The sequence below is a fragment of the Streptomyces sp. NPDC004610 genome, assembly GCF_040609715.1.
GTDB lineage: Bacteria > Actinomycetota > Actinomycetes > Streptomycetales > Streptomycetaceae > Streptomyces.
Genome location: NZ_JBEXLA010000021.1, coordinates 65,633 through 84,793 on the forward strand (window position 1 = coordinate 65,633; position 19,161 = coordinate 84,793).

Genomic DNA, 19,161 nt, shown 5'->3' on the forward strand with positions numbered 1-19,161 from the left:
GGGTGAACTTCTGGGAGTACCTGAGCAATCAGCACAAGCAACTGCTCGTCGACGCCTATCAGCACGCCAGCGCGGTGTTCCAGTGCATGGTGGTGGCGACGCTGATCGGGGTGCTCGTCGGGGTGGTCACCTACCGCACGGAGTGGGCCGCCGGGCTCGCCACCACCGCCACCTCCACCCTGCTGACCATTCCGTCGCTGGCCATGATCGGTCTGCTGATCCCGGTCGTGGGGCTGGGCGTGCCGCCGACGGTGATCGCGCTGACCCTGTACGGGCTGCTGCCGATCGTGCGGAACGCGATCGTCGGGCTGCGCGGGGTCGATCCCACCCTGGTGGACGCCGCCAAGGGCATCGGGATGTCCCGGTTCGCCCGGCTGGCGCGGGTCGAGCTGCCGCTGGCCTGGCCGCCGATCCTGACCGGTATCCGGGTGTCCACCCAGATGCTGATGGGGATCGCCGCCATCGCCGCCTATGCCTCGGGTCCCGGCCTCGGCAATGAGATCTTCCGGGGGATCGCCTCCCTGGGCAGCAAGAACGCGCTCAACCAGGTCCTCGCGGGCACCCTCGGGATCGTCGTCCTCGCCCTGCTGTTCGATGCGGCGTATGTGCTGATCGGGCGGCTGACCATTCCCAGGGGGATCCGTGCCTGACGCCACCACCGGGGCCACGATCGAGCTGGAGAACCTCAGCAAGCGCTATCCGGGCACTCCCCAGCCCGCCGTCGAGAACGTCACCATGGAGATCAAGGCGGGCGAGATCGTCATCTTCGTCGGGCCCTCGGGCTGCGGGAAATCCACCACGCTCAAGATGATCAACCGGTTGATCGAACCGACCGGTGGCCGTATCCGGATCAACGGTGAGGACGTGACCGACATCGATCCGGTCAGGCTGCGCCGCAAGGTCGGGTACGCGATCCAGTCGTCGGGGCTGTTCCCCCATATGACGGTCGCGCAGAACATCGCGCTCGTGCCGCGGATGATCGGCTGGTCGAAGGCGCGGATCAAGGGGCGGATCGAGGAGATGCTCGATCTGGTGGGGCTCGATCCGGGCGAGTTCCACGGCCGCTATCCCCGGCAGCTCTCCGGCGGGCAGCAGCAGCGGGTGGGGGTGGCGCGGGCGCTGGCGGCGGATCCGCCGGTGCTGCTGATGGACGAGCCGTTCGGCGCGGTCGATCCGATCACCCGTGATCACTTGCAGGACGAGCTGATCAGGCTCCAGCACGAACTCCACAAGACCATCGTGTTCGTCACGCATGACTTCGATGAAGCGATCAAGCTGGGTGATCGGATCGCGGTTCTGCGTGAGCGTTCGCACATCGCGCAGTTCGACACGCCCGAGGCGATCCTGACCAACCCGGCGGACGACTTCGTGTCCGGTTTCGTCGGCGCGGGCGCGGCCCTGAAGCGGCTGAACCTGACCCGGGTGCGGGACGTGGAGATCACCGACTATCCGACGGTGACCGTGGACGACCCGCTCCAGGACATCTTCAGCATGGTGCGCTCCAGCGGGACCAACGAGATCCTGCTGCTCGACAAGCGCGGCCGGCCCTACAAATGGCTGCGGCGCGGCGATCTGATGCGGGCCAAGGGCTCACTCGCGCGGGCGGGCACCCTGGTGCACGACACGGTCACCCGGGACGCCACTCTGCGGGACGCGCTGGAGGCGGTGCTCACCGACAACGCCGGGCGGGTCGCGGTGACCGGGCGGCGCGGCGAGTACACGGGCGTGGTCGACATGGAGACGCTCATGAACTCCGTGCACGAACTGCTGGAGGCCGACCGGCTCGACGCCATGGAGCACCAGCACGACCTCGCCGAGGCCCGCGCGCACCGGACGCAGGCCGAGCAGGAGGGCGGCACCGAGGCGGAGGCGAAGGCGTGACCACCTCGTCCGACCAGAACCGCCCGCCGGGCGAGCACGACGTCAAGGGCCACCCCTTCCGGGACGAGGGCGAGGTCACCGCCGACAAGGAGCCGCCTCCCCCGCGGCGCCCCCCGCCCCATCCGATCACCTGGCAGAAGCTGACCTTCCTGCCGGCGTTCCTGGTGGCGCTGCTGCTGGGGACCTGGCTGTGGTTCGAACAGGCGGACCTGGACACGATCTCCGAGAACGCGCTCGCGCACGGGGCGGTCTCCAAGGCACTGTGGCAGCACGTGCAGCTGACCGTGATCTCCACGTTCTTCGTGCTGATCATCGCGATCCCGGGCGGCATCGTGCTCACCCGGCGGGCGTTCCGCAGGGCCCAGCCGGTGGCCATGACGATCGCCAACATCGGTCAGGCCACCCCGGCGATCGGGCTGCTCGCGCTGCTGGTGATCTGGCTGGGCATCGGCACCAGGGCGGCCCTGATCGGGATCATCATCTACGCGCTGCTGCCGGTGCTGGCCAATACGATCGCCGGTCTGCGCGCGAACGATCCGACGCTGCTGGAGGCGGCCCGCGGGATCGGCATGTCGGCCACGGGCGTGCTCTCGCGGGTGGAGCTGCCGCTCGCGGTGCCGCTGATCCTGGCCGGGGTGCGCACGGCCCTGGTGCTCAATGTCGGCACCGCCACCCTGGCGACCTTCGGCGGGGGCGGCGGCCTGGGCGTGCTGATCACCACCGGCATCACCACACAGCGGATGCCGGTGCTGATGCTCGGTTCGATCCTGACCATCTCGCTCGCCCTGCTGGTGGACTGGCTGGCCTCGCTGGCTGAGCTGCTGCTGCGGCCCAAGGGGCTGGAGGCGGGCACATGAGGACGACCGTACGGCGACACGGGCTCGGTCTGGCGCTGGCCGGGGCGGTGCTGCTGGTGGCCCCGGGCTGCGGGCTGACGAGCGGCTCACCCATGGTGGACGATGTTCGCCCGGGATCGATCGGACAGGGTGAACCACTCAAAGGCGCACAACTGACCGTGACCTCGAAAGAGTTCACCGAGCAGCTCATCCTGGGCGCGATCATGGGGATCGCCTGGGAGGCGGCCGGAGCGGAGGTGCTCGACCGCACCGGCATCCAGGGATCGATCGGCGCCCGCGAGGCCGTCCGGAGCGGCGAGGCCGACGGGATGTACGAGTACACCGGCACGGCCTGGATCACCTACCTCGGCAACAGCGAGCCGATCCCCGACGGGGCGAAGCAGTGGGCGGCGGTCCGGGCGGCGGACGCGGACAACGGCCTGACCTGGCTGCCTGCGGCCCCCCTCAACAACACCTACGCGCTCGCCATGAACCAGGCCAACTTCAAGAAGTACGGCACCCGGACGCTCTCCGAGGTCGCCGAGTTGTCCCGGTCCGACCCGGGCGCGGTGACGCTGTGCGTGGAGGGCGAGTTCGCCAACCGCGCGGACGGACTGCCGGGCCTTCAGAAGGCGTACGGCATGCGCGTCCCCGTCGCGAACATCACCCAGATGGACACCGGGATCATCTACACCCAGACCGCGAAGGGTGCCTGCACCTACGGCGAGGTGTTCACCACCGACGGGCGGATCAAGTCCATGAACCTGGTGGTGATGCGGGACGACCGGAAGTTCTTCCCGATCTACAACGCGGCGCCCGAGATCAACACCAAGGCGCTGGAGAAGTGGCCGGCCATCGCGGACGTACTCGATCCGATCACCAGGAAACTGACCGACGAGGTCGCGCAGACGCTCAACGCCCGGGTGGATGTGAACGGCGACGACCCGCACGACGTGGCCCTGGACTGGCTCAAGGCGGAGGGGTTCATCAAGGAGGGGTGACGGGGGCTCCGCCGGGAGCGGGGGCCTGACAAAGAGCCCCCTGCCAGGAACCCCTACAAGAGCCCTCCACAAGAGGTCTCCACAGGAGGGCCCCTACAAAGAATCCCTTGCAAAGAACTCGTTGCAAAGAAAGTCTTGCAACGAGTTCTTTGCAACGCTACCTTTGTACGCATGGACGACGACGCGATGGCCGACGACGACACGCAGGACTTCCACGTCCGCCCCCTGGACGCCCGCTCGCTGCGCGGGCTGGCCCATCCCTTGCGCATGCAGCTGCTGCGGGAGCTGCGGCTGAACGGTCCCGCGACCGCGTCGATGCTCGCCGAACGGCTCGACGAGTCCAGCGGCGCCACCAGCTACCACCTGCGCCAGCTCGCCGCCCATGGCTTCGTGGAGGACGCGCCCGAGCACGGCCGGGGGCGCGAACGCTGGTGGCGTGCGGTCGCTCAGGGCGTCAGCCTCGACACCGCCCAGCTCCGGGACGCCGATCCGGCCACCCGCGGCGCCGCCGAGGCGTTTCTGCACGAGGTCGCGAGCATGCACGCCCGTGAGGTGTCCACCTGGGTCGGCACCCGCGACGACTGGGCGCCGGACTGGTCCGAGGGCACCGACCTCAGCGACTGGACGCTCCGGCTGACCGCGGCGCAGTCCGCCGAACTCGTCCGGGACATGCACCGGCTGCTGGAGCGCTACCGGGCCCATGAGACCCCCGGAGCCCCCGCGGTGCGCGTCCACACGCACACCTTCCCGATCGCCACCGAGTCCGAGAGGCCCGCACCATGACGCACGCCGAGACGTACTCAGAGCTGCACCGTCTGCGCGCCGCCGAGCTCCGCGCGGAGGCCGACGCCCACCGGCTCGCCCGCGCGGCCCGTCGGCCACGGGATCTGCGCACCCGGGTCGGCTGGACCCTGGTGGAGGTGGGACTGCGGCTGGTGAACCCGCCGCGCCGCCCGGCGCCACTCCCGAACTGAGCCCCGGCCACGGCATCAGGGGCTCGGTAGGAGCGCAGGGCCCCGCCTCAGGAGCTCGGCACGAGCGCCGGACCCGCCGCATCAGCTGATACGAACCCCGGCCACCACCTCAGCAGCTCGGTACGGACCCCGAGCCCGTTTCCAGCGCCACCAGGGAGTCCACGGCCCCGTCCAGGGTCGTCACCGGGATCAGCCGCAGGCCCGCCGGCAGCTCCGCCTGGGCGTCCCCGCACTCCGCCTCCGGGACCAGGAACACGGTGGCCCCGTCGCGCCGCGCGGCCTGCGTCTTCAGGGCCACACCCCCGACCGCGCCGACCTTGCCGTCGGCACTGATCGTTCCTGTTCCGGCGATCGTCCGGCCACCGGTGAGATCGCCGCCGCGGCCGTCGCCGTCGAGCTTGTCGATGATGCCGAGAGAGAAGAGCAGACCCGCGCTGGGGCCGCCGACATCGGCCAGCCTCAGGGTGACCTTCACCTCGCTGCCGCTCAGGTCGAGATGCGAGAGCGCCGCCTGGGTGGCGACATCCTGGGACTCCTCCATCTGCTCGGCGTTGTACTCCTCGATCTCCCGGACGCTGTCCCCGCTCGGGTAGACCGCGGCCCGGGGCATGACCGCCCGGTCGGTACGGAACCAGCTGTCGATCACATCGCCCAGTCCGACGTTCGCGTCCGGGCTGGTCGCCTCGATCGTGGTCATCCGGAGCTGGCCGGAGGTCTCACGGGTCGGGGCGCCGGAAATGGTGATCACGGGGTCGCCCTGGTTCTCACCGAGCACATTCGCGGTCAGACCGGGCTGCGCCACCGAGAACGGCAGCGGCGCGAGCACGGCCGTGGCGAACAGCGCCACGACGGGCACGGCACAGACGGCGAGGGCCTGGGGGCGTGTGAGGCGAGAGAGCACGGGATCAATCTAATGGCGCGGGAGACAACCCCTCATCGCCGGGCCCGCCCCCGGCAGGGGACGCGGATACCTCGGCACTCCCGGCAGCACGGGTCGCGGGTACCCCGACACTCCCCCCCCGGTACGGGACCCGGAAACCTCGGCACTCCCCCTGGCACGGGACCCGGATGCCCCGACCCTCCCCCCGGCACGGGACGCGGACGACCCCGGCACTCCCCCGGCACGGGACGCGGGTGCCCCCGGCACTCCCCCCGGCACGGGACGCGGGTGCCCCCGGCACTCCCCCCGACACCGCACAGACCCCCGCCTCAGCGGAGCGCCTCCGCCACCTCCCGGGCCGCGTCCACCACCCGCAGCCCCACCCGCTCCGGTACCGCGTCCGACAGCATGACCACCCCGACACTCCCCTCGACCCCGCTGACCCCGAGCAGCGGCGCCGCGGCGCTGCTCGCACCGGCCTCCAGCTCCCCGTGCGCGAGGGTGTACCCGGGGTCGTCCAGCGGCTGGTGCCGGGCGGCGAGGATGGCCTTCCCGGCGGCGCCCCGGTCCAGCGGATGCCGGAAACCGGCGCGGTAGGCCACGTGGTAGTCGGTCCAGGTCGGTTCGACCACGGCGACGGCGAGCGCGTCGGAGCCGTCCACCAGGGTCAGATGCGCGGTCGCCCCGATGTCCTCGGCGAGCGAGCGCAGGGCGGGCAACGCCGCCTCCCGTACCAGTGGGTGCACCTGGCGGCCCAGGCCCAGCACCCCGAGGCCGACCCGGGCGCGTCCGCCCAGGTCGCGCCGGACGAGTGCGTGCTGTTCCAGCGTCGCCAGCAAGCGGTAGACGACGGTCCGGTTGACGCCCAGTTTGTTGGAGAGTTCGGTGACGGTCAGCCCGTGGTCCGTATCGGCCAGCAGTTTGAGGACCCGCAGGCCCCGGTCGAGCGTCTGAGAGGTCTCCGCGGTCACGACGCCCACTCCTTAGTGGTGAGGTCGGCGGCCTCCTGGGCGGCGGGGCGGCGCCGAGTCCCGGTCGGCGACGCGCATCAGAGGCTGCCGATCGGCTGACGGCCCGACGGCGTCCGGGCCCGAGTCGCTTCACGGCTGCGCTCCGCGGCGACGCTGCCACGGGGCGTGTGCGTAGCGGGACAGTAGCGAGCCGGTTCGCTCAGCGGAAGGCTCCGTCCAGAATCCGGTCAATGGCCGGTATGGACTTGCTCACATTGACCGGATACGCGCGGGACTGTCCGAGGGCGTACGTTCGCACAGAGCAACAGCGATCATTTGCACCATCGCTCTCTTTTATCGCTCTGTTGAGCATTCGCTCAGAGGGCCGCCAAGAGCCCCTGAAGGCACCCCCGCACCCCGCCGCCGAGTCGCACCGCACGGCACCCGGCACCCCGACCACCGCACCTCAGCCCAATGCACCCGGCACCCGGCACCCCAACCACCGCACCTCAGCCCACCGCACCCGGCACCCCACCGACCGCACCCCACCTCACCGCATCCGGGTGGCCCACTCCTGCACCTTGGCGATCCGCTGCCGCAACTGCCCGGCGGTGGCCTCCGCGCTGGGCGGGCCGCCGCAGACCCGCCGCAGTTCGGTGTGGATGACACCGTGCGGCTTGCCGCTCTGGTGGACGTACGCGCCGACCATGTTGTTGAGCTGGCGGCGCAGTTCCATCAGCTCCTTGTGGCTGACGACCGGGCGGCGGTCGGCGGGGAGTTCGAGGAGGTCGGCCTCGTCGTCGGGCTTCTTGCGGCTGTGCGCGATCTGGCGGGCCTGCCGCTTCTGGAGCAGCATCTGCACCTGGTCCGGCTCCAGCAGCCCCGGGATGCCGAGGTAGTCCTGCTCCTCCTCGCTGCCGGGGTGGGCCTGCATCCCGAACTCGGCGCCGTTGTACATCACCCGGTCGAAGACGGCGTCGGACTCCAGCGCCTCGAAGGGCAGCATGTCCTGGTCGCCGGTGTCCTCGTCCTGCTGCCGCTCGGCCTCCGCGAGGAGCTTGTCCTCCTCGGCGTACGGGTCCTCCTCGCCGTCCTTCTTGGGCTTGTCGAGGACGTGGTCGCGTTCGCGTTCCATCTCATTGGCGAACCCGAGCAGATCGGGCACGGTCGGCAGGAAGACGGACGCCGTCTCACCGCGCCTGCGCGAGCGCACGAAACGCCCGACCGCCTGGGCGAAGAACAACGGCGTCGAGATCGTCGTCGCGTACACGCCGACCGCGAGCCGGGGCACGTCGACGCCCTCGGACACCATCCGCACCGCGACCATCCAGCGGTCCGTGCCGCCGCTGAACTCGTCGATCCGGTCGGAGGCACCGGAGTCGTCCGACAGCACGACCGTCGCGCTGTGCCCGGTGATGTCCCGGATGAGCTTGGCGTAGGACCGCGCCGAGTCCTGGTCGGTGGCGATGACCAGCGCCCCGGCGTCCGGGATCGCCTTGCGGACCTCGGTCAGCCGCTGGTCGGCGGCGCGCAGCACGGACGGCATCCACTCACCGCGCGCGTCCAGCGCCGTACGCCATGCCTGGCTGATCGCGTCTTTGGTCATCGGCTCGCCGAGCCGGGCCTCGATCTCGTCGCCCGCCTTGGTGCGCCAGCGCATATTGCCGCTGTAGGAGAGGAAGATGACGGGCCGCACGACGCCGTCCGCGAGCGCCGAGCCATAGCCGTAGGTGTAGTCGGCGGAGGAGCGGCGGATGCCGTCCGCGCCCTCCTCGTACGTCACGAACGGGATCGGGTTGGTGTCGGAGCGGAACGGTGTACCGGTGAGGGTGAGGCGGCGGGTGGCCGGCTCGAACGCCTCCAGGCACGCCTCGCCCCAGGACTTGGAGTCACCGGCGTGGTGGATCTCGTCCAGGATGACGAGCGTCTTGCGCTGCTCCACGCGGTTGCGGTGCAGCATGGGGCGTACGCCGACGCCCGCGTAGGTCACCGCGACACCGTGGTAGTCCTTGCTCAGCGGGCCCGCGCTGTACTCCGGGTCCAGCCGGACCCCTATCCGGGCCGCCGCCTCCGCCCACTGCTTCTTCAGATGCTCGGTGGGCGCGACCACGGTCACCTGCTGCACGACATGGTGGTGCAGCAGCCAGGACGCCAGGGTCAGCGCGAAGGTGGTCTTCCCGGCGCCCGGTGTGGCGACCGCGAGGAAGTCACGCGGCTGCTCCTGGAGATACCTCTCCATCGCCCCCTGCTGCCAGGCCCGCAGCTTGCTCGCGGTACCCCAGGGGGCCCGGCCGGGGAAGGCGGGTGAGAGGTGATGGGAGTGACCGGCGGAAGCGGAAGCAGAAGTAGGCATCGGCAAAGGGGTGGGTGACGGGCGGGCGGTAGTCACGGTCTCCGGTGTGTGGTCGGGCGGCGGCCGTCCGGCGCGGTAGCGGGTACGGCGCTGTCCTGGGCTACGTATGACAACCGGGCCACCCTACCGGCGCCCCGCCCCGGTCAACGCGCGGACGATGCCGGGTCACCCCTGGGTGGGACCCAGGTCACATCCGGCGGGCACCCCCTACGCCGGGTCGGGCACCCGCAGTCTGCGGGTCACCCAGGCCCCGACCAGCGCGATCACCGCCATCGGCAGGAACACCACCGCGAAGGCGGCCGGTGAACCGCCGGAGGCCTCCGTGGCGGCATGGGTGACCGTGCCCCCGCCGAGGGCGGCGAAGGCGGCGCCGCCGAGGGCCAGCAGCATGACGTTGGACAGACCGTCGGAGATCTGCAGGGCGGCCGAGTTGGAGCCCGCCTCGCTGGGCGCGGACAGCTGGAGCAGCAGCACACTGCTGGAGGCGATCACCAGACCCATCCCGAAGCACCCGAACGCCCAGGCCACGGCCAGGGTCCAGACCGGCACCGACTCGATCAGCACACTCGGCGCCGCCGCGATGGCCGCCGCGACCAGCACCATCCCCAGCGTCATCAGCCGCTCCCGGTACGGCTCCAGCCGCTGCCGGGACTGCACCCACGACCCCAGCGCCCAGGTCACCCCGCCCGCCGCCAGGGAGAACCCGGCCAGCGTCGGGCTCAGCCCCCGCTGGGTCACCAGCATCAGCGGCACGAACGACTCCGCCGCGATGAACGACCCGGCGGCCATGCCCCGCAGCAGCACCACCGACGGCAGCCCGCGCGCCGCCCGGTAGGTGCCGCGCGGCAGCAGCCCCAGCACGGCCGGCACCAGCAGCGCGGCGCCCAGAACGCCCGGCACCAGCGACAGCCAGCGCAGATCCTGGGCCGCGTACTGGAGGAGCCCGGCGCCCAGCGAGATCCCGAACGCCAGCCGGATCCGCCGCCGGTCGAAGGACTTCCCGCCCTTGCCGCCCCCGACTCGCCCGGCCCGCCCGGTTTCCCCGGCTCCCCCTGCCCCCTCGCCCTGTCCGCTCCCCGCGCCGTCCGCCGGGCCCGCGAGCCGCCGGATCTGGGGCAGCGCGAGGGCCAGCGGCAGCACCACCAGGGCGGGGATGCCGAGGAACACCCAGCGCCAGCCGATGTGCTCGGTGACCGCGCCCGCCGCCAGCGGCCCGACGATCGACGGCACCACCCAGCTCGCCGCGAACGCCGCCATGATCGCGGGCCGCAGATGCTCCGGGTAGGCCCGGCCGACCACCACGTACAGCGACACGATCACCAGGCCGCCGCCCAGCCCCTGCACCGCGCGCCCCAGGATGAAGGGCCACATCGCCTGGGCCGTCCCCGACAGCAGCAGCCCGACCGCGAACGAGACGATCCCGGCCGTCACCGGGCCCAGCGGCCCGCGCCGGTCCGACCACTGCCCCGCGAGCACCATCCCGAACAGGCTCGTGGTGAAGTACCCCGAGAACGCGAACGCGTACAGCGGCACCCCGTCCAGTTCCCGCGCCGCCACCGGCATTGCCGTCCCTACCGCTGTCGCCTCGAAGGCGATCAGCAGCACCACCGAGGTGATCCCGATACTGAGCGCCCGGTAGGGCCTGCTCAGCACACCCTCCTTCGGCCCGTCGGACGGCCCTGGTGTGGGTGCGGTCGTGTGGGCGACATCGGTGTCGCGTGGTATCGGGGTCGTCATGACCAGCAGCGTAAGGGCCGCAGTCAAGTTTTACCCCTGTCGGAGGACCGTCATGATCTGAGACCTTTGTCCTACGACCGCCGCGCCGACCCCTCCGAGGAGAGCGCGATCTGCCGGACCTCCCGTCCATGGATCCATGTGAACGCCGTATGGCAGTCCCGTTGCGGCACCCCTGATCCCCTTGAGTCCCCTGTGTCCCTCCCCCTACCGTCGTTCTCACCACGACCGTGTGCCCGAGAGGCTCAGGGGCTGGACTGCAAATCCAGTTACGCGGGTTCGATTCCCGCCACGGTCTCCAAGTCGTCCGACGGGGCGAGCGGGAGAGGCGGAGCACGGCGGGGAGCGGCGGCCCTCCTCCCGCTTCTCCTCTGCCTCCTCTCATAGCGCTCATAGCGCTCACAGCGTGCGGTGGTTGTCTCGGAGCTCCGATGAGCCCCCCACCTCACTCGCCCCGGAGGCCGAGCCTTGTCCCGGAACCACCCCCTTCCTTCTCGCCGTGCCGTTCTCGGCGGTACCGCGCTCACCGCCCTCACCGCTGCCCTCGGCACCGGTTCCGCCACCGCCGCGCCCTCCTCGACGGCGACGCCGTCCCCCACCCAGCCCACCGAGATCCCCCTCCCCGACGGCTTTCTGCCCGAGGGCATCACCATCGGCACCGGCCCCTACGCCTACTTCGGCTCCCGCGCCGACGGGGCCGTGTACCGCGCGGATCTGCGCACCGGCCGGGGCACGCTGGTCCACGCGGGCGAACCCGGCACCGTCACCAACGGTCTGAAGATCGACGGCGACGGACTGCTGTATCTGTCGTCGGGGTCCACCGGAGGCGCCGCCCGGGTCGTGGACTCCCGCACCGGCGAACTGATCGCCCACTACCGGCTCACCGACCCGACCGGCCACTTCATCAACGACGCCGCCCTCCTCGGCGACCGGGCCTGGTTCACCGACTCCTACGGCGCCGTCCTCCACAGCGTCCCGCGCGGGCGGCGTACCGGTACGGTCCGCGCGCTGCCGCTCGGCGGCGACTGGGTGCAGCCCGCCACCGGCATCGGCGCCAACGGCCTGGTCGGCACGGCCGACGGCAGGGCCCTGATCGTCGTCAACGGCGGCCGGCTCTACCGCGTCCCTCTGGACACCGGCACCGCGGTCGAGATCGCCCTGAGCGGTACCCCCTCCCTCACCTACGGCGACGGCCTGCTGCGGATCGGCCGCACCCTCTATGTCGTCCAGAACCGGCTCAACCAGGTCAGCGTCCTCGATCTCGACGCCGGGGCCCGCACCGCCGTGCTCCGCCGCACGATCACCGACCCGCGCTTCGACGTGCCCACCACGGCCGCCCGCCACGGCGACCGTCTCTATGTGGTCAACGCCCGCTTCGACACACCGCCCACGCCAGAGACCACCTACCGCGCGATCGGCGTGCCGCTCTGAGGGGGCGGCCCGGCGGGCCTCAGAGGACTCCGGCCGACTCGTCCTGGAACAGCCGGGTCCAGTACTCCCAGTCCACCGGGTGGTGGGGGGAGCCCGCCGGGTCGACGGATCTGAGGACCCGGATCATGGTGGCCGCGAGTTGGTCGTAGGCGTCCGTGGTCAGCTCGTGGGAGAGCGCGCGGTCGATGGCGCGCTCGCGGTGCAGCAGCCAGAGGGTGAAGGCGAGGGTGGACACATCCGTGTTGAGCGGGCTCAGGGTCGCCTCCCGCTCGCTCCAGGCCAGCACCTCGCCGGTCGCGCCGTCGATCAGCAGGGCGTGGTCGTCCACCAGGCGGCCCAGGCGGATCAGGCAGTCCGCCCGCAGCGGGAGGGCGTCGGCGGGGAGCCCGCCCTCGTACTCGTCGGCGTAGTACTCGGCGAGGGTCGGCAGCCGTACGTCGGTGTCCAGCGTGAGCAGGGTGCCGTCCTCCGGGAGGCCGGTCTCGCGCAGGAAGCGGCGGGTCGGCTCATGGGTGAGCGGGGCCGGGCAGTCGACGTCCTCGAAGTGGGCGAGGCGGCCGGGGCCGAACTCGCCCTCCAGCAGCCGCGCGGGGAGGTCGAGGGTGAGCCCGGAGCGGGTGCCGGGACCGGCGACCAGGGCCAGCGGGCGGATCAGGGCGGCCATCTTCCAGTAGGGCGCCACCGCGCCGTCCGCGCCGTCCTCGAACACCGCCAGGAGCTGCCGGGACGCCTCCTGCGCGGCCTTGGCGCCATGGCGTCCGGCGAAGGCGGCGAACCGGCCGCGCAGCTCGGCCAGTTCCTCCGTCGCCGCGGCGAAGGTGACCAGTGCGCGCAGGGAAGGGGCCAGCGGGCGCGGGGCGGGGGCGGCCGGTGCCGGGACGGCCGAGGTGGCCGAGCCGGCGGGGAGGTCGAAGGAGAAGTACGCCGTGGTGATCGCGCCCGTCGCGCCGTCGAGCAGGAGCGACTCGCCCGCGATGCCGCCGGGGGTGAGCAGCCCGCCTATCACCAGGCGGTCGCGCAGCTCCGCCGCGAGGAAGCCGGGGTCGCCGGTGGTGTCGGCGACCGTGCGCAGCCCGTTCGTCCGCAGCTGCTCGAAGGTCAGCAGGTCGCTCACGCGGGGCAGCCCGGGGCCCGTCAGCCAGTGCCGGGTGGGCGCGTGCGTGATGTAGGGATCCAGCTCGAAATCGGTCAGGGTGATGGCCGCTGTGACGGCGCCGGTCGTGCTCATAGCTCCCCCGTGCATGGTTGTCAGGGGTCGGTCCGTCCGCCCGATCCCGCGGCCGTCCCCACTGCCCGCAACACTACGGGCTGCCACTGACAATGGGCTCCGACCTGCACAAACGCGGTTCGCGGGGCGGATGTTCACCCACCCGGCCAGGGCGTGGACCGCCGCTTCCGGCCGTCGGGTCCGGCTCCGGCCCACCCGCTCGGCCGACGGACGCGCCGCCCGGCCGACGACGCCCGCAGCACCCGGCCACTCGGTCAGACGTCGAAAGCACCCGGTTGGTTGTCCCGGGGCCGTCCCACTGACGGTCCGGACGGCTGCCGCACGAGTCGTCCGGTCGACGGTCCGGACGCTTGTCCCGAGAGTCGTCCCGCCGATGGTCACGACGGTTGTCCCGGGGATCGTCCCACTGACGGTCCGGAGGGCTGCCGCACGGGCCGTCCCACCGACGGTCCGAACGGGTTGCCCCGAGGGCCGTACGCCGATGGTCACGACGGTTGATCCGAGAGCCGTCCCACTGACGGTCCGTACGGTTGCCCCGGCGACTAGCCCCGGTAGCTCAGACCGACCGCCCGGCCCCCTCACCCCGACGTGACCACCGCGGCCTGTGGGCGGATGGGGAGGCGGTTCACCGGGCGGCCGGTCGCCGCGCGGACCGCGGAGGCGATGGCCGCCGGGGAGGCGACGACCGGCACCGCGCTGACCGCCTTCGCGCCGAACGGTGCCACCACGTCCCGCTCCTCGACCAGCTTCACGATCCGGATGTCCGGGGCGTCCAGCGCCGTCGGCAGGGCGTAGCCGGTGAGGTCGGGGTGGCGGATCGTGCCGCGCGGGGTGCGCAGGTTCTCGGTGAGGGCGATGCCCACGCCCTGGGTGACCCCGGCCTCGATCCGCGCCGCGAGCTGCGCCGGGTTGAGGATCCGGCCGACGTCCTGGGCGACCGCCAGCTCCACCACCCGGACCGAGCCCAGTTCGATGTCCACGTCGACCACCGCGCGGATGGCGCAGAAGGCGAGCCCCACGAAGGCGTCGCCCTGGCCGTGCTCGCCGAGCGGTTCGGTCGGGTGCGGGCGGCACTGCGCGGTGGCCCACAGCTCCTTGCCGTCCAGCGCCTCGCTGACCGTCGTGGACAGGACACCGTCGTACGAGGTGATCTTGCCGTCGGCGATCTGGAGCAGTTCGGTGGACATGCCGAACTTGTGGGCCAGGGGCTGGAGGAGCTGGGTGCGGACCATCTTCGCGGCCCGTTCCACCGCGCCGCCGGAGACCCAGGTGTGACGGCCCCGGCAACCCGCGCCCGCGGGCGGCTGGTCGGTGTCGACGGGGGCCACATGGACCTCGTCGACACCCAGGGTCTCCTGGACGATCTGGCGGGCGAGGGTGGTGAAGCCCTGGCCGGACTCGACGGCCGCGCACAGGACCGTGGCGACCCCGTCCTGGACCTTGACGGTGGCCGTGGAGACCTCGTCGGCGCCCTCGGCGCCCAGCATGTGCACCATGCCCAGTCCGTAACCGACGCCCCGGCGCACCGCGCCCGGCTCGCCCGCGCCCTCGGGGCCGCCGGGCAGCAGCCACTCGTCCTCGGGCGTGTCCTTGGGCAGCGCGGGCAGCGGGAAGTCGCGGACCGCCTGGAGGAGTTCGGCGACCGGCGCCGGGCAGGTCACGGTCTGGCCGATGGGCAGGACGTCACCGGTGGCGAGGACATTGCGCAGCCGCAGTTCGGCGGGTTCGACGCCGAGCTTCTTGGCGAGCTTGTCCATCTGCGCCTCATAGGCGGCGCACACCTGCATGGCGCCCTCGCCCCGGACATGGCCGGAGGGCGGGTTGTTGGTGCGGACCGCCCAGCCCTCGATGAAGGCGTGGGGCACCACATAGGGGCCGCACGCGAAGGACACGGCGGCGGCCAGCGCCTCCGCCGAGGTGTCCGCGTAGGCGCCCGCGTCCAGCAGGATCTGCGCCTCGACCTTGACCAGCCTGCCGTCGGCGTCGGCGTGGTGCCGGTAGCGCAGCAGGGTGGGATGGCGGTGGACGTGGCCGAGGAAGGACTCCTCGCGCGTGGCGGTGAGTTTGACCGGGCAGCCGGTCTTGAGCGCGAGCAGTCCCAGGGGGAGCTGGAAGCCCTGGTCCTCGCGGTCGGCGGTGGCCCCGGGCACCCCGGTGACGACGATCTTGACGCGGTCGGGTTCGAGGCCGTAGCAGGCGGCGGCCGTGTCGCGGTCGTTGTGGGGGTCGGTGGAGGCGAGGTACAGCTCCACGCCGCCGTCGGGCCGGGGGACGGCGAGGCCCGCCTCGGCGCCGATGGGGGCGGGGTCCTGGCGGCCGATCCGGTACAGGCCCTCGACGACGATCTCGCCGTCGGCGTCCGGGTCGCCGTGGCGCAGCGGGATGTGGCGGATGAGGTTGCCGTCGGGGTGCAGCGGCTCGGCCTCGAACGCCCGCTCGGGGTCGGTGACCGGGTCGAGGACCTCGTACTCGACGATGACGGCGGCGGCGGCCATCCGGGCGGTGTCGGGGTGGTCGGCGGCGACGGCGGCGATGGGCTCGCCGTGGTGGCGGACCACCTCGGAGGCGAAGACGGGGCGGTCGGCCGTGCCCCGGCCGTGCAGGGCGGCGCCGGGCACGTCCTCATGGGTGACCACGGCCCGCACTCCGGGCATCTCGCGCGCGTGGGAGGTGTCGATGGACACGATGCGCGCGTGCGGGTGCGGGGAGCGCAGTACGGCGGCCCACAGCAGGCCCTCGGCCCACAGGTCGGCGGCGTAGGGGAAGGTGCCCTCGGTCTTGGCGCGCGCGTCGGCGGCGGGCAGGGACGCGCCGAGGCCGTGCGGGATCGGCTCGGCGGTGGGAACGGCCTCCGCCGTGGTCGCGGTGGCGGCTTCGTTGCTCACGCCTGGCCTCCGTCCTGTCCCGGTCCGGTTCCGGTTCCGTTGCCGTGGCCCTGGTCACGCGCCCGGCCCTGGTTCCTGGGCGGGTCGAACGCCGACGGGTTGACCCCGCCGGATCCGGGGCCCGCCTGATGAGGGATACGCGGCTCGGAGCCGTCGTGTTCGGCGGACTCGGCACCGCTGCCCGCGGAGCGCTCCGCGACGACCTCCTGCACGGCGTCGACCACCGCGCGGTAGCCGGAACAGCGGCACAGGTTGCCGCACAGTGCCTGGCGGGTCTCCAGCGCGGTGGGCGCCGGGTTGCCCTCCAGCAGATCGTGGACGGTCATCGCCATGCCGGGCACGCAGAAGCCGCACTGCACGGCGCCACACCGGGCCAGCGCGCGCTGGACGTCGGAGGGCTGTCCGTCGGACGCCAGGCCCTCGACGGTGCGCACCTCGCTGCCGGCCGCGGTGACCGCGGGCACCAGGCAGGAGGCGACGAGACGGCCGTCGACCTGGACGTTGCAGGCGCCGCACTCGCCCTGCGAGCAGCCGTCCTTGGCGCCCGCGAGCCCGAGCCGCTCACGCAGCACATAGAGCAGCGACTCGCCGATCCAGGCGCCGGTGACGGGCCGGTCGGTGCCGTTCACCCGGAGCACGTAGGAGGCGACGGGGTGGTCGTCGTGCGGGGCCGGGGGCGGGTCGGCGGGGTCGGCGGAGGTGTCCGGAGCGTCCGGAGTGTCCGGATCGCCCTCGGGTTCGGCGGGGTTGGCGGCGGCGGGGGCCTCCTCGCCGTCCGGGACAGCCCCGGCGGCGGGCTCAGCGGCCTCTTCGGGCGCCTCGGAGGTGCTGTCCGGCCCGGAGTCCGCGTCGGGCTCCGCCGAGGGCTCCACGGCCCGCTCGGCGACCCCGGGCACCGCGACGGCCCCGGCGGTCACCGACGCCCCGGAGACCTCGGGCACATCGGCCACCTCGGGCGCATCGGCCACCTCGGTCTGCCCGGCCGCCTCCGGTGCCTCCACCGGTCCGGCGGCCCCGGCGGGACGCGGGCGCGACACACTGGACGTCACCGGCTCACCGTGCGGGACGGGCTCCCCGTAGTGCCGCTCCGGCGTCTCCGGCGGTACGTCGCTCTCGGGGGCCCACGCCTGGCCCGCGCCGCCCTCGGTCGCCCAGGGCGCGGCGGCGCCTCCGGGGAGCGTCGGCGGCGGGGTGCCGCCCCACTGCTCGACCAGCGCGGACGTGCTGAACTCGCCCGACTCGTCCGGGAGATCGCCGCCCGCCACCGGGATCGACCACTGGCCGGTCACATCGTGGCCCGGCGCCGCGGCCGACGCCTGAGCCGACACCGCCTCCCCGAAGTTCCACTGCCCGGTGGCACCCGGGTGGTACGCGAACCCGTCGCCGGGCGCGGCCCCGTACTGCGCCTGCGCCTGCCCGGGTCCCTGTCCGGGTCCCTGGTGGCCGGTCCCGGTGTCGTCCCCGGCGCTCTGCCACTGGGTGGCGTCGGCGGGGGCGGCCGGGAGGGTGGTCCAGGTGCCGGTGGCGGACGGGTCGGTGGCGGCGGGCGCGGCAGGGGTGACCGTGATGGCGGGCGGCACATAGCCGTGGCCGGGCGCGGCGAGCGGGCTGTCGGCGGACGCCATCAGGGCGTCGATACCGCCCTCGGGGAGCTTGACGAAGGCGGTGGCGCCGTCGTCGTACTCGCCCTGGGGCAGCGGGTCCCAGCGGCCCCCGCCCTGGGGGGTGCCCTCTCCGTGCTGGTCGTCGGTCACGACAGCGCCCTCCCCAGTGCTCGTCGGGCCAGCGCGGCGACGGACCGCCGCAGATGCAGTACGGCGGGCGGAAGCAGCGGTACGGAGCCGTCCTCGGCCGGGGCCGGGTCGGGGATGCAGGCGGCGGCCACGTACTCGCCGAAGGCGCTGAGCGCCTCGGGGACGAGCGCGCGGTCGTTGTCCCAGTCGATGAGCCGGGCGACCCACTGCTCGGCGTCCAGGGGGCGCAGCGGCATCGGCGCTATGGCACCGACGGCGCACCGCACCCCGCGCCGGGCGGGGTCGAGGACGAGGGCGACGGAGGCGACCGCCCGGCCGGGGCCGGTACGGGCGGTGGCCTTGAGGAAGACCTGGGGCGCGTGCAGCAGGGGCACGCGCACGAAGCCGATCAGCTCGCCCGCGCGGAGCATCTCCACCCCGGCCAGCAGATGGGAGACCGGGATCTCGCGGCGGGCGCCGTCCGGCCCGGCGATGACGAGGGTGGCCTCCAGGGCGGCGAGCACCGGCAGCGCGTCACCGGTGGGCGAGGCGGAGGCGATGTTGCCGCCGAGGGTGCCGGCGTTGCGGATGTGCGGGGGGCCGGCCGCGCGGGCGGCGGCGGCGAGCGCGGGGATGAGGGCGGCGAAGTCGGGGCGGCCCATACGCGCGTGGGTGAGTCCGGCGCCCAGCAGCGCGTGGCCGTCCTGGTACTGCCAGCCACGGATCTCGCTGATCCGGCCGAGGCCGACCAGCGCGGCCGGGCGGAGCTGGCCGGAGTTGACCGAGGTCATGAGGTCGGTGCCGCCCGCGACGGGCACGGCGGCGGGCAGCGCGGTGAGGGCCGCCACGGCCTCGTCGAGCGTCGTGGGCAGCGTGACGGGCTGCGCCGCCTGCGGTGCGTGCGTGGTCAAACCGGCTGCCCCTTCCCGCTGCCCCCACTGTTCCCACCTGTGCGCCGTACGGTACGTGCTGACCGGGCGGACGTGGCAACTCTGGCACATCTTCGCAGGGCACGGACGCGGGGGTCCGCTAGGAGGCATTCACCCACCTCATCGCGGAGATGACCGGTTTTCGCAGGGCATCACCCACGCGCGGCAATTGGCACTCTTCGATGACCCTTGGGAGCTTTTTCCATTATCTGTTCGGGAAGCCCGGGTGAAGGGCTGGAGCGGGTCCGGGAGCCCGCCCCAGGAGCCCTGTAGGCGCCCTATGGGAGCCCTGTAGGAGCCGTACGGGCGGGGCGGGGGCGGCGCCACGCCCCTCCCCCGCCCCGCC

General features: G+C 72.7%; 15 protein-coding genes and 1 tRNA gene. 8 read left to right on the top strand and 8 right to left on the bottom strand.

All coding sequences use genetic code 11. From position 1 onward, the window contains the following. The first annotated feature begins 2 nt into the window (after positions 1-2). The 6 genes from ABZX40_RS23255 to ABZX40_RS23280 all read left to right on the top strand — a co-directional run bounded on the left by ABZX40_RS23255 (position 3) and on the right by ABZX40_RS23280 (position 4,692). Positions 3-650: an ABC transporter permease gene (locus ABZX40_RS23255; protein ID WP_355738551.1), complete on the top strand. Its 648-nt coding sequence runs from the start codon at positions 3-5 to the stop codon at positions 648-650. After that, entirely contained in the window at positions 643-1,881 is a 1,239-nt protein-coding gene (locus ABZX40_RS23260; protein WP_355738548.1) for a betaine/proline/choline family ABC transporter ATP-binding protein, read from the top strand. Before ABZX40_RS23255 ends, ABZX40_RS23260 begins: the two co-directional genes overlap by 8 nt. Next, complete coding sequence (locus tag ABZX40_RS23265) at positions 1,878-2,738, top strand: ABC transporter permease (RefSeq protein WP_355738545.1); 861 nt, start codon at positions 1,878-1,880, stop codon at positions 2,736-2,738. Before ABZX40_RS23260 ends, ABZX40_RS23265 begins: the two co-directional genes overlap by 4 nt. Further along, a complete protein-coding gene (locus tag ABZX40_RS23270; protein WP_355738541.1) occupies positions 2,735-3,718 on the top strand; it encodes a glycine betaine ABC transporter substrate-binding protein in 984 nt (327 codons plus the stop codon). Before ABZX40_RS23265 ends, ABZX40_RS23270 begins: the two co-directional genes overlap by 4 nt. A gap of 171 nt (positions 3,719-3,889) precedes the next feature. Continuing rightward, positions 3,890-4,501: a helix-turn-helix domain-containing protein gene (locus ABZX40_RS23275; protein ID WP_355738538.1), complete on the top strand. Its 612-nt coding sequence runs from the start codon at positions 3,890-3,892 to the stop codon at positions 4,499-4,501. After that, positions 4,498-4,692, top strand: a complete 195-nt coding sequence (locus ABZX40_RS23280; protein ID WP_355738535.1) for a hypothetical protein — start codon at positions 4,498-4,500, stop codon at positions 4,690-4,692. Before ABZX40_RS23275 ends, ABZX40_RS23280 begins: the two co-directional genes overlap by 4 nt. A 109-nt stretch (positions 4,693-4,801) precedes the next feature. Here the strand turns inward: ABZX40_RS23280 and ABZX40_RS23285 are convergent, their stop codons facing one another. From ABZX40_RS23285 to ABZX40_RS23300, 4 genes are all read right to left on the bottom strand, one after another. After that, the gene (locus ABZX40_RS23285) at positions 4,802-5,593 is read right to left on the bottom strand and encodes a S16 family serine protease (RefSeq protein ID WP_355738532.1); all 792 of its coding nucleotides are present in this window, start codon (positions 5,591-5,593) and stop codon (positions 4,802-4,804) included. Between the two features lie 308 nt (positions 5,594-5,901). Beyond that, the gene (locus tag ABZX40_RS23290; RefSeq protein ID WP_355738529.1) at positions 5,902-6,543 is read right to left on the bottom strand and encodes a helix-turn-helix domain-containing protein; all 642 of its coding nucleotides are present in this window, start codon (positions 6,541-6,543) and stop codon (positions 5,902-5,904) included. 529 nt (positions 6,544-7,072) lie between these two features. Then, positions 7,073-8,875 carry a DEAD/DEAH box helicase gene (locus tag ABZX40_RS23295; RefSeq protein WP_355738526.1) on the bottom strand — a complete coding sequence of 601 codons (1,803 nt, stop codon included), beginning with the start codon at positions 8,873-8,875 and terminating at the stop codon, positions 7,073-7,075. A gap of 207 nt (positions 8,876-9,082) precedes the next feature. Further along, positions 9,083-10,612, bottom strand: a complete 1,530-nt coding sequence (locus ABZX40_RS23300; protein ID WP_355738523.1) for an MFS transporter — start codon at positions 10,610-10,612, stop codon at positions 9,083-9,085. Between the two features lie 223 nt (positions 10,613-10,835). Here ABZX40_RS23300 and ABZX40_RS23305 point away from each other — a divergent pair. Further along, positions 10,836-10,910 (top strand) — tRNA-Cys (locus ABZX40_RS23305). A gap of 167 nt (positions 10,911-11,077) precedes the next feature. Continuing rightward, positions 11,078-12,040: a superoxide dismutase gene (locus ABZX40_RS23310; protein WP_355738520.1), complete on the top strand. Its 963-nt coding sequence runs from the start codon at positions 11,078-11,080 to the stop codon at positions 12,038-12,040. 19 nt (positions 12,041-12,059) lie between these two features. Here ABZX40_RS23310 and ABZX40_RS23315 read toward each other — a convergent pair whose 3' ends face one another. The 4 genes from ABZX40_RS23315 to ABZX40_RS23330 form a co-directional block, all read right to left on the bottom strand. Further along, positions 12,060-13,268 (bottom strand): SUKH-4 family immunity protein, encoded by a 1,209-nt coding sequence (locus ABZX40_RS23315; RefSeq protein ID WP_355738518.1) that lies wholly within the window; start codon positions 13,266-13,268, stop codon positions 12,060-12,062. Between the two features lie 578 nt (positions 13,269-13,846). Continuing rightward, on the bottom strand, positions 13,847-16,153 hold the full coding sequence (locus ABZX40_RS23320; protein ID WP_355738515.1) for a molybdopterin cofactor-binding domain-containing protein: 2,307 nt from the start codon (positions 16,151-16,153) through the stop codon (positions 13,847-13,849). Then, complete coding sequence (locus ABZX40_RS23325; RefSeq protein ID WP_355738512.1) at positions 16,150-17,907, bottom strand: 2Fe-2S iron-sulfur cluster-binding protein; 1,758 nt, start codon at positions 17,905-17,907, stop codon at positions 16,150-16,152. The genes ABZX40_RS23320 and ABZX40_RS23325 overlap by 4 nt, the downstream gene beginning before the upstream one ends. Beyond that, positions 17,904-18,797 carry an FAD binding domain-containing protein gene (locus ABZX40_RS23330; RefSeq protein ID WP_355738509.1) on the bottom strand — a complete coding sequence of 298 codons (894 nt, stop codon included), beginning with the start codon at positions 18,795-18,797 and terminating at the stop codon, positions 17,904-17,906. Before ABZX40_RS23330 ends, ABZX40_RS23325 begins: the two co-directional genes overlap by 4 nt. Between the last annotated feature and the right edge of the window lie 364 nt (positions 18,798-19,161).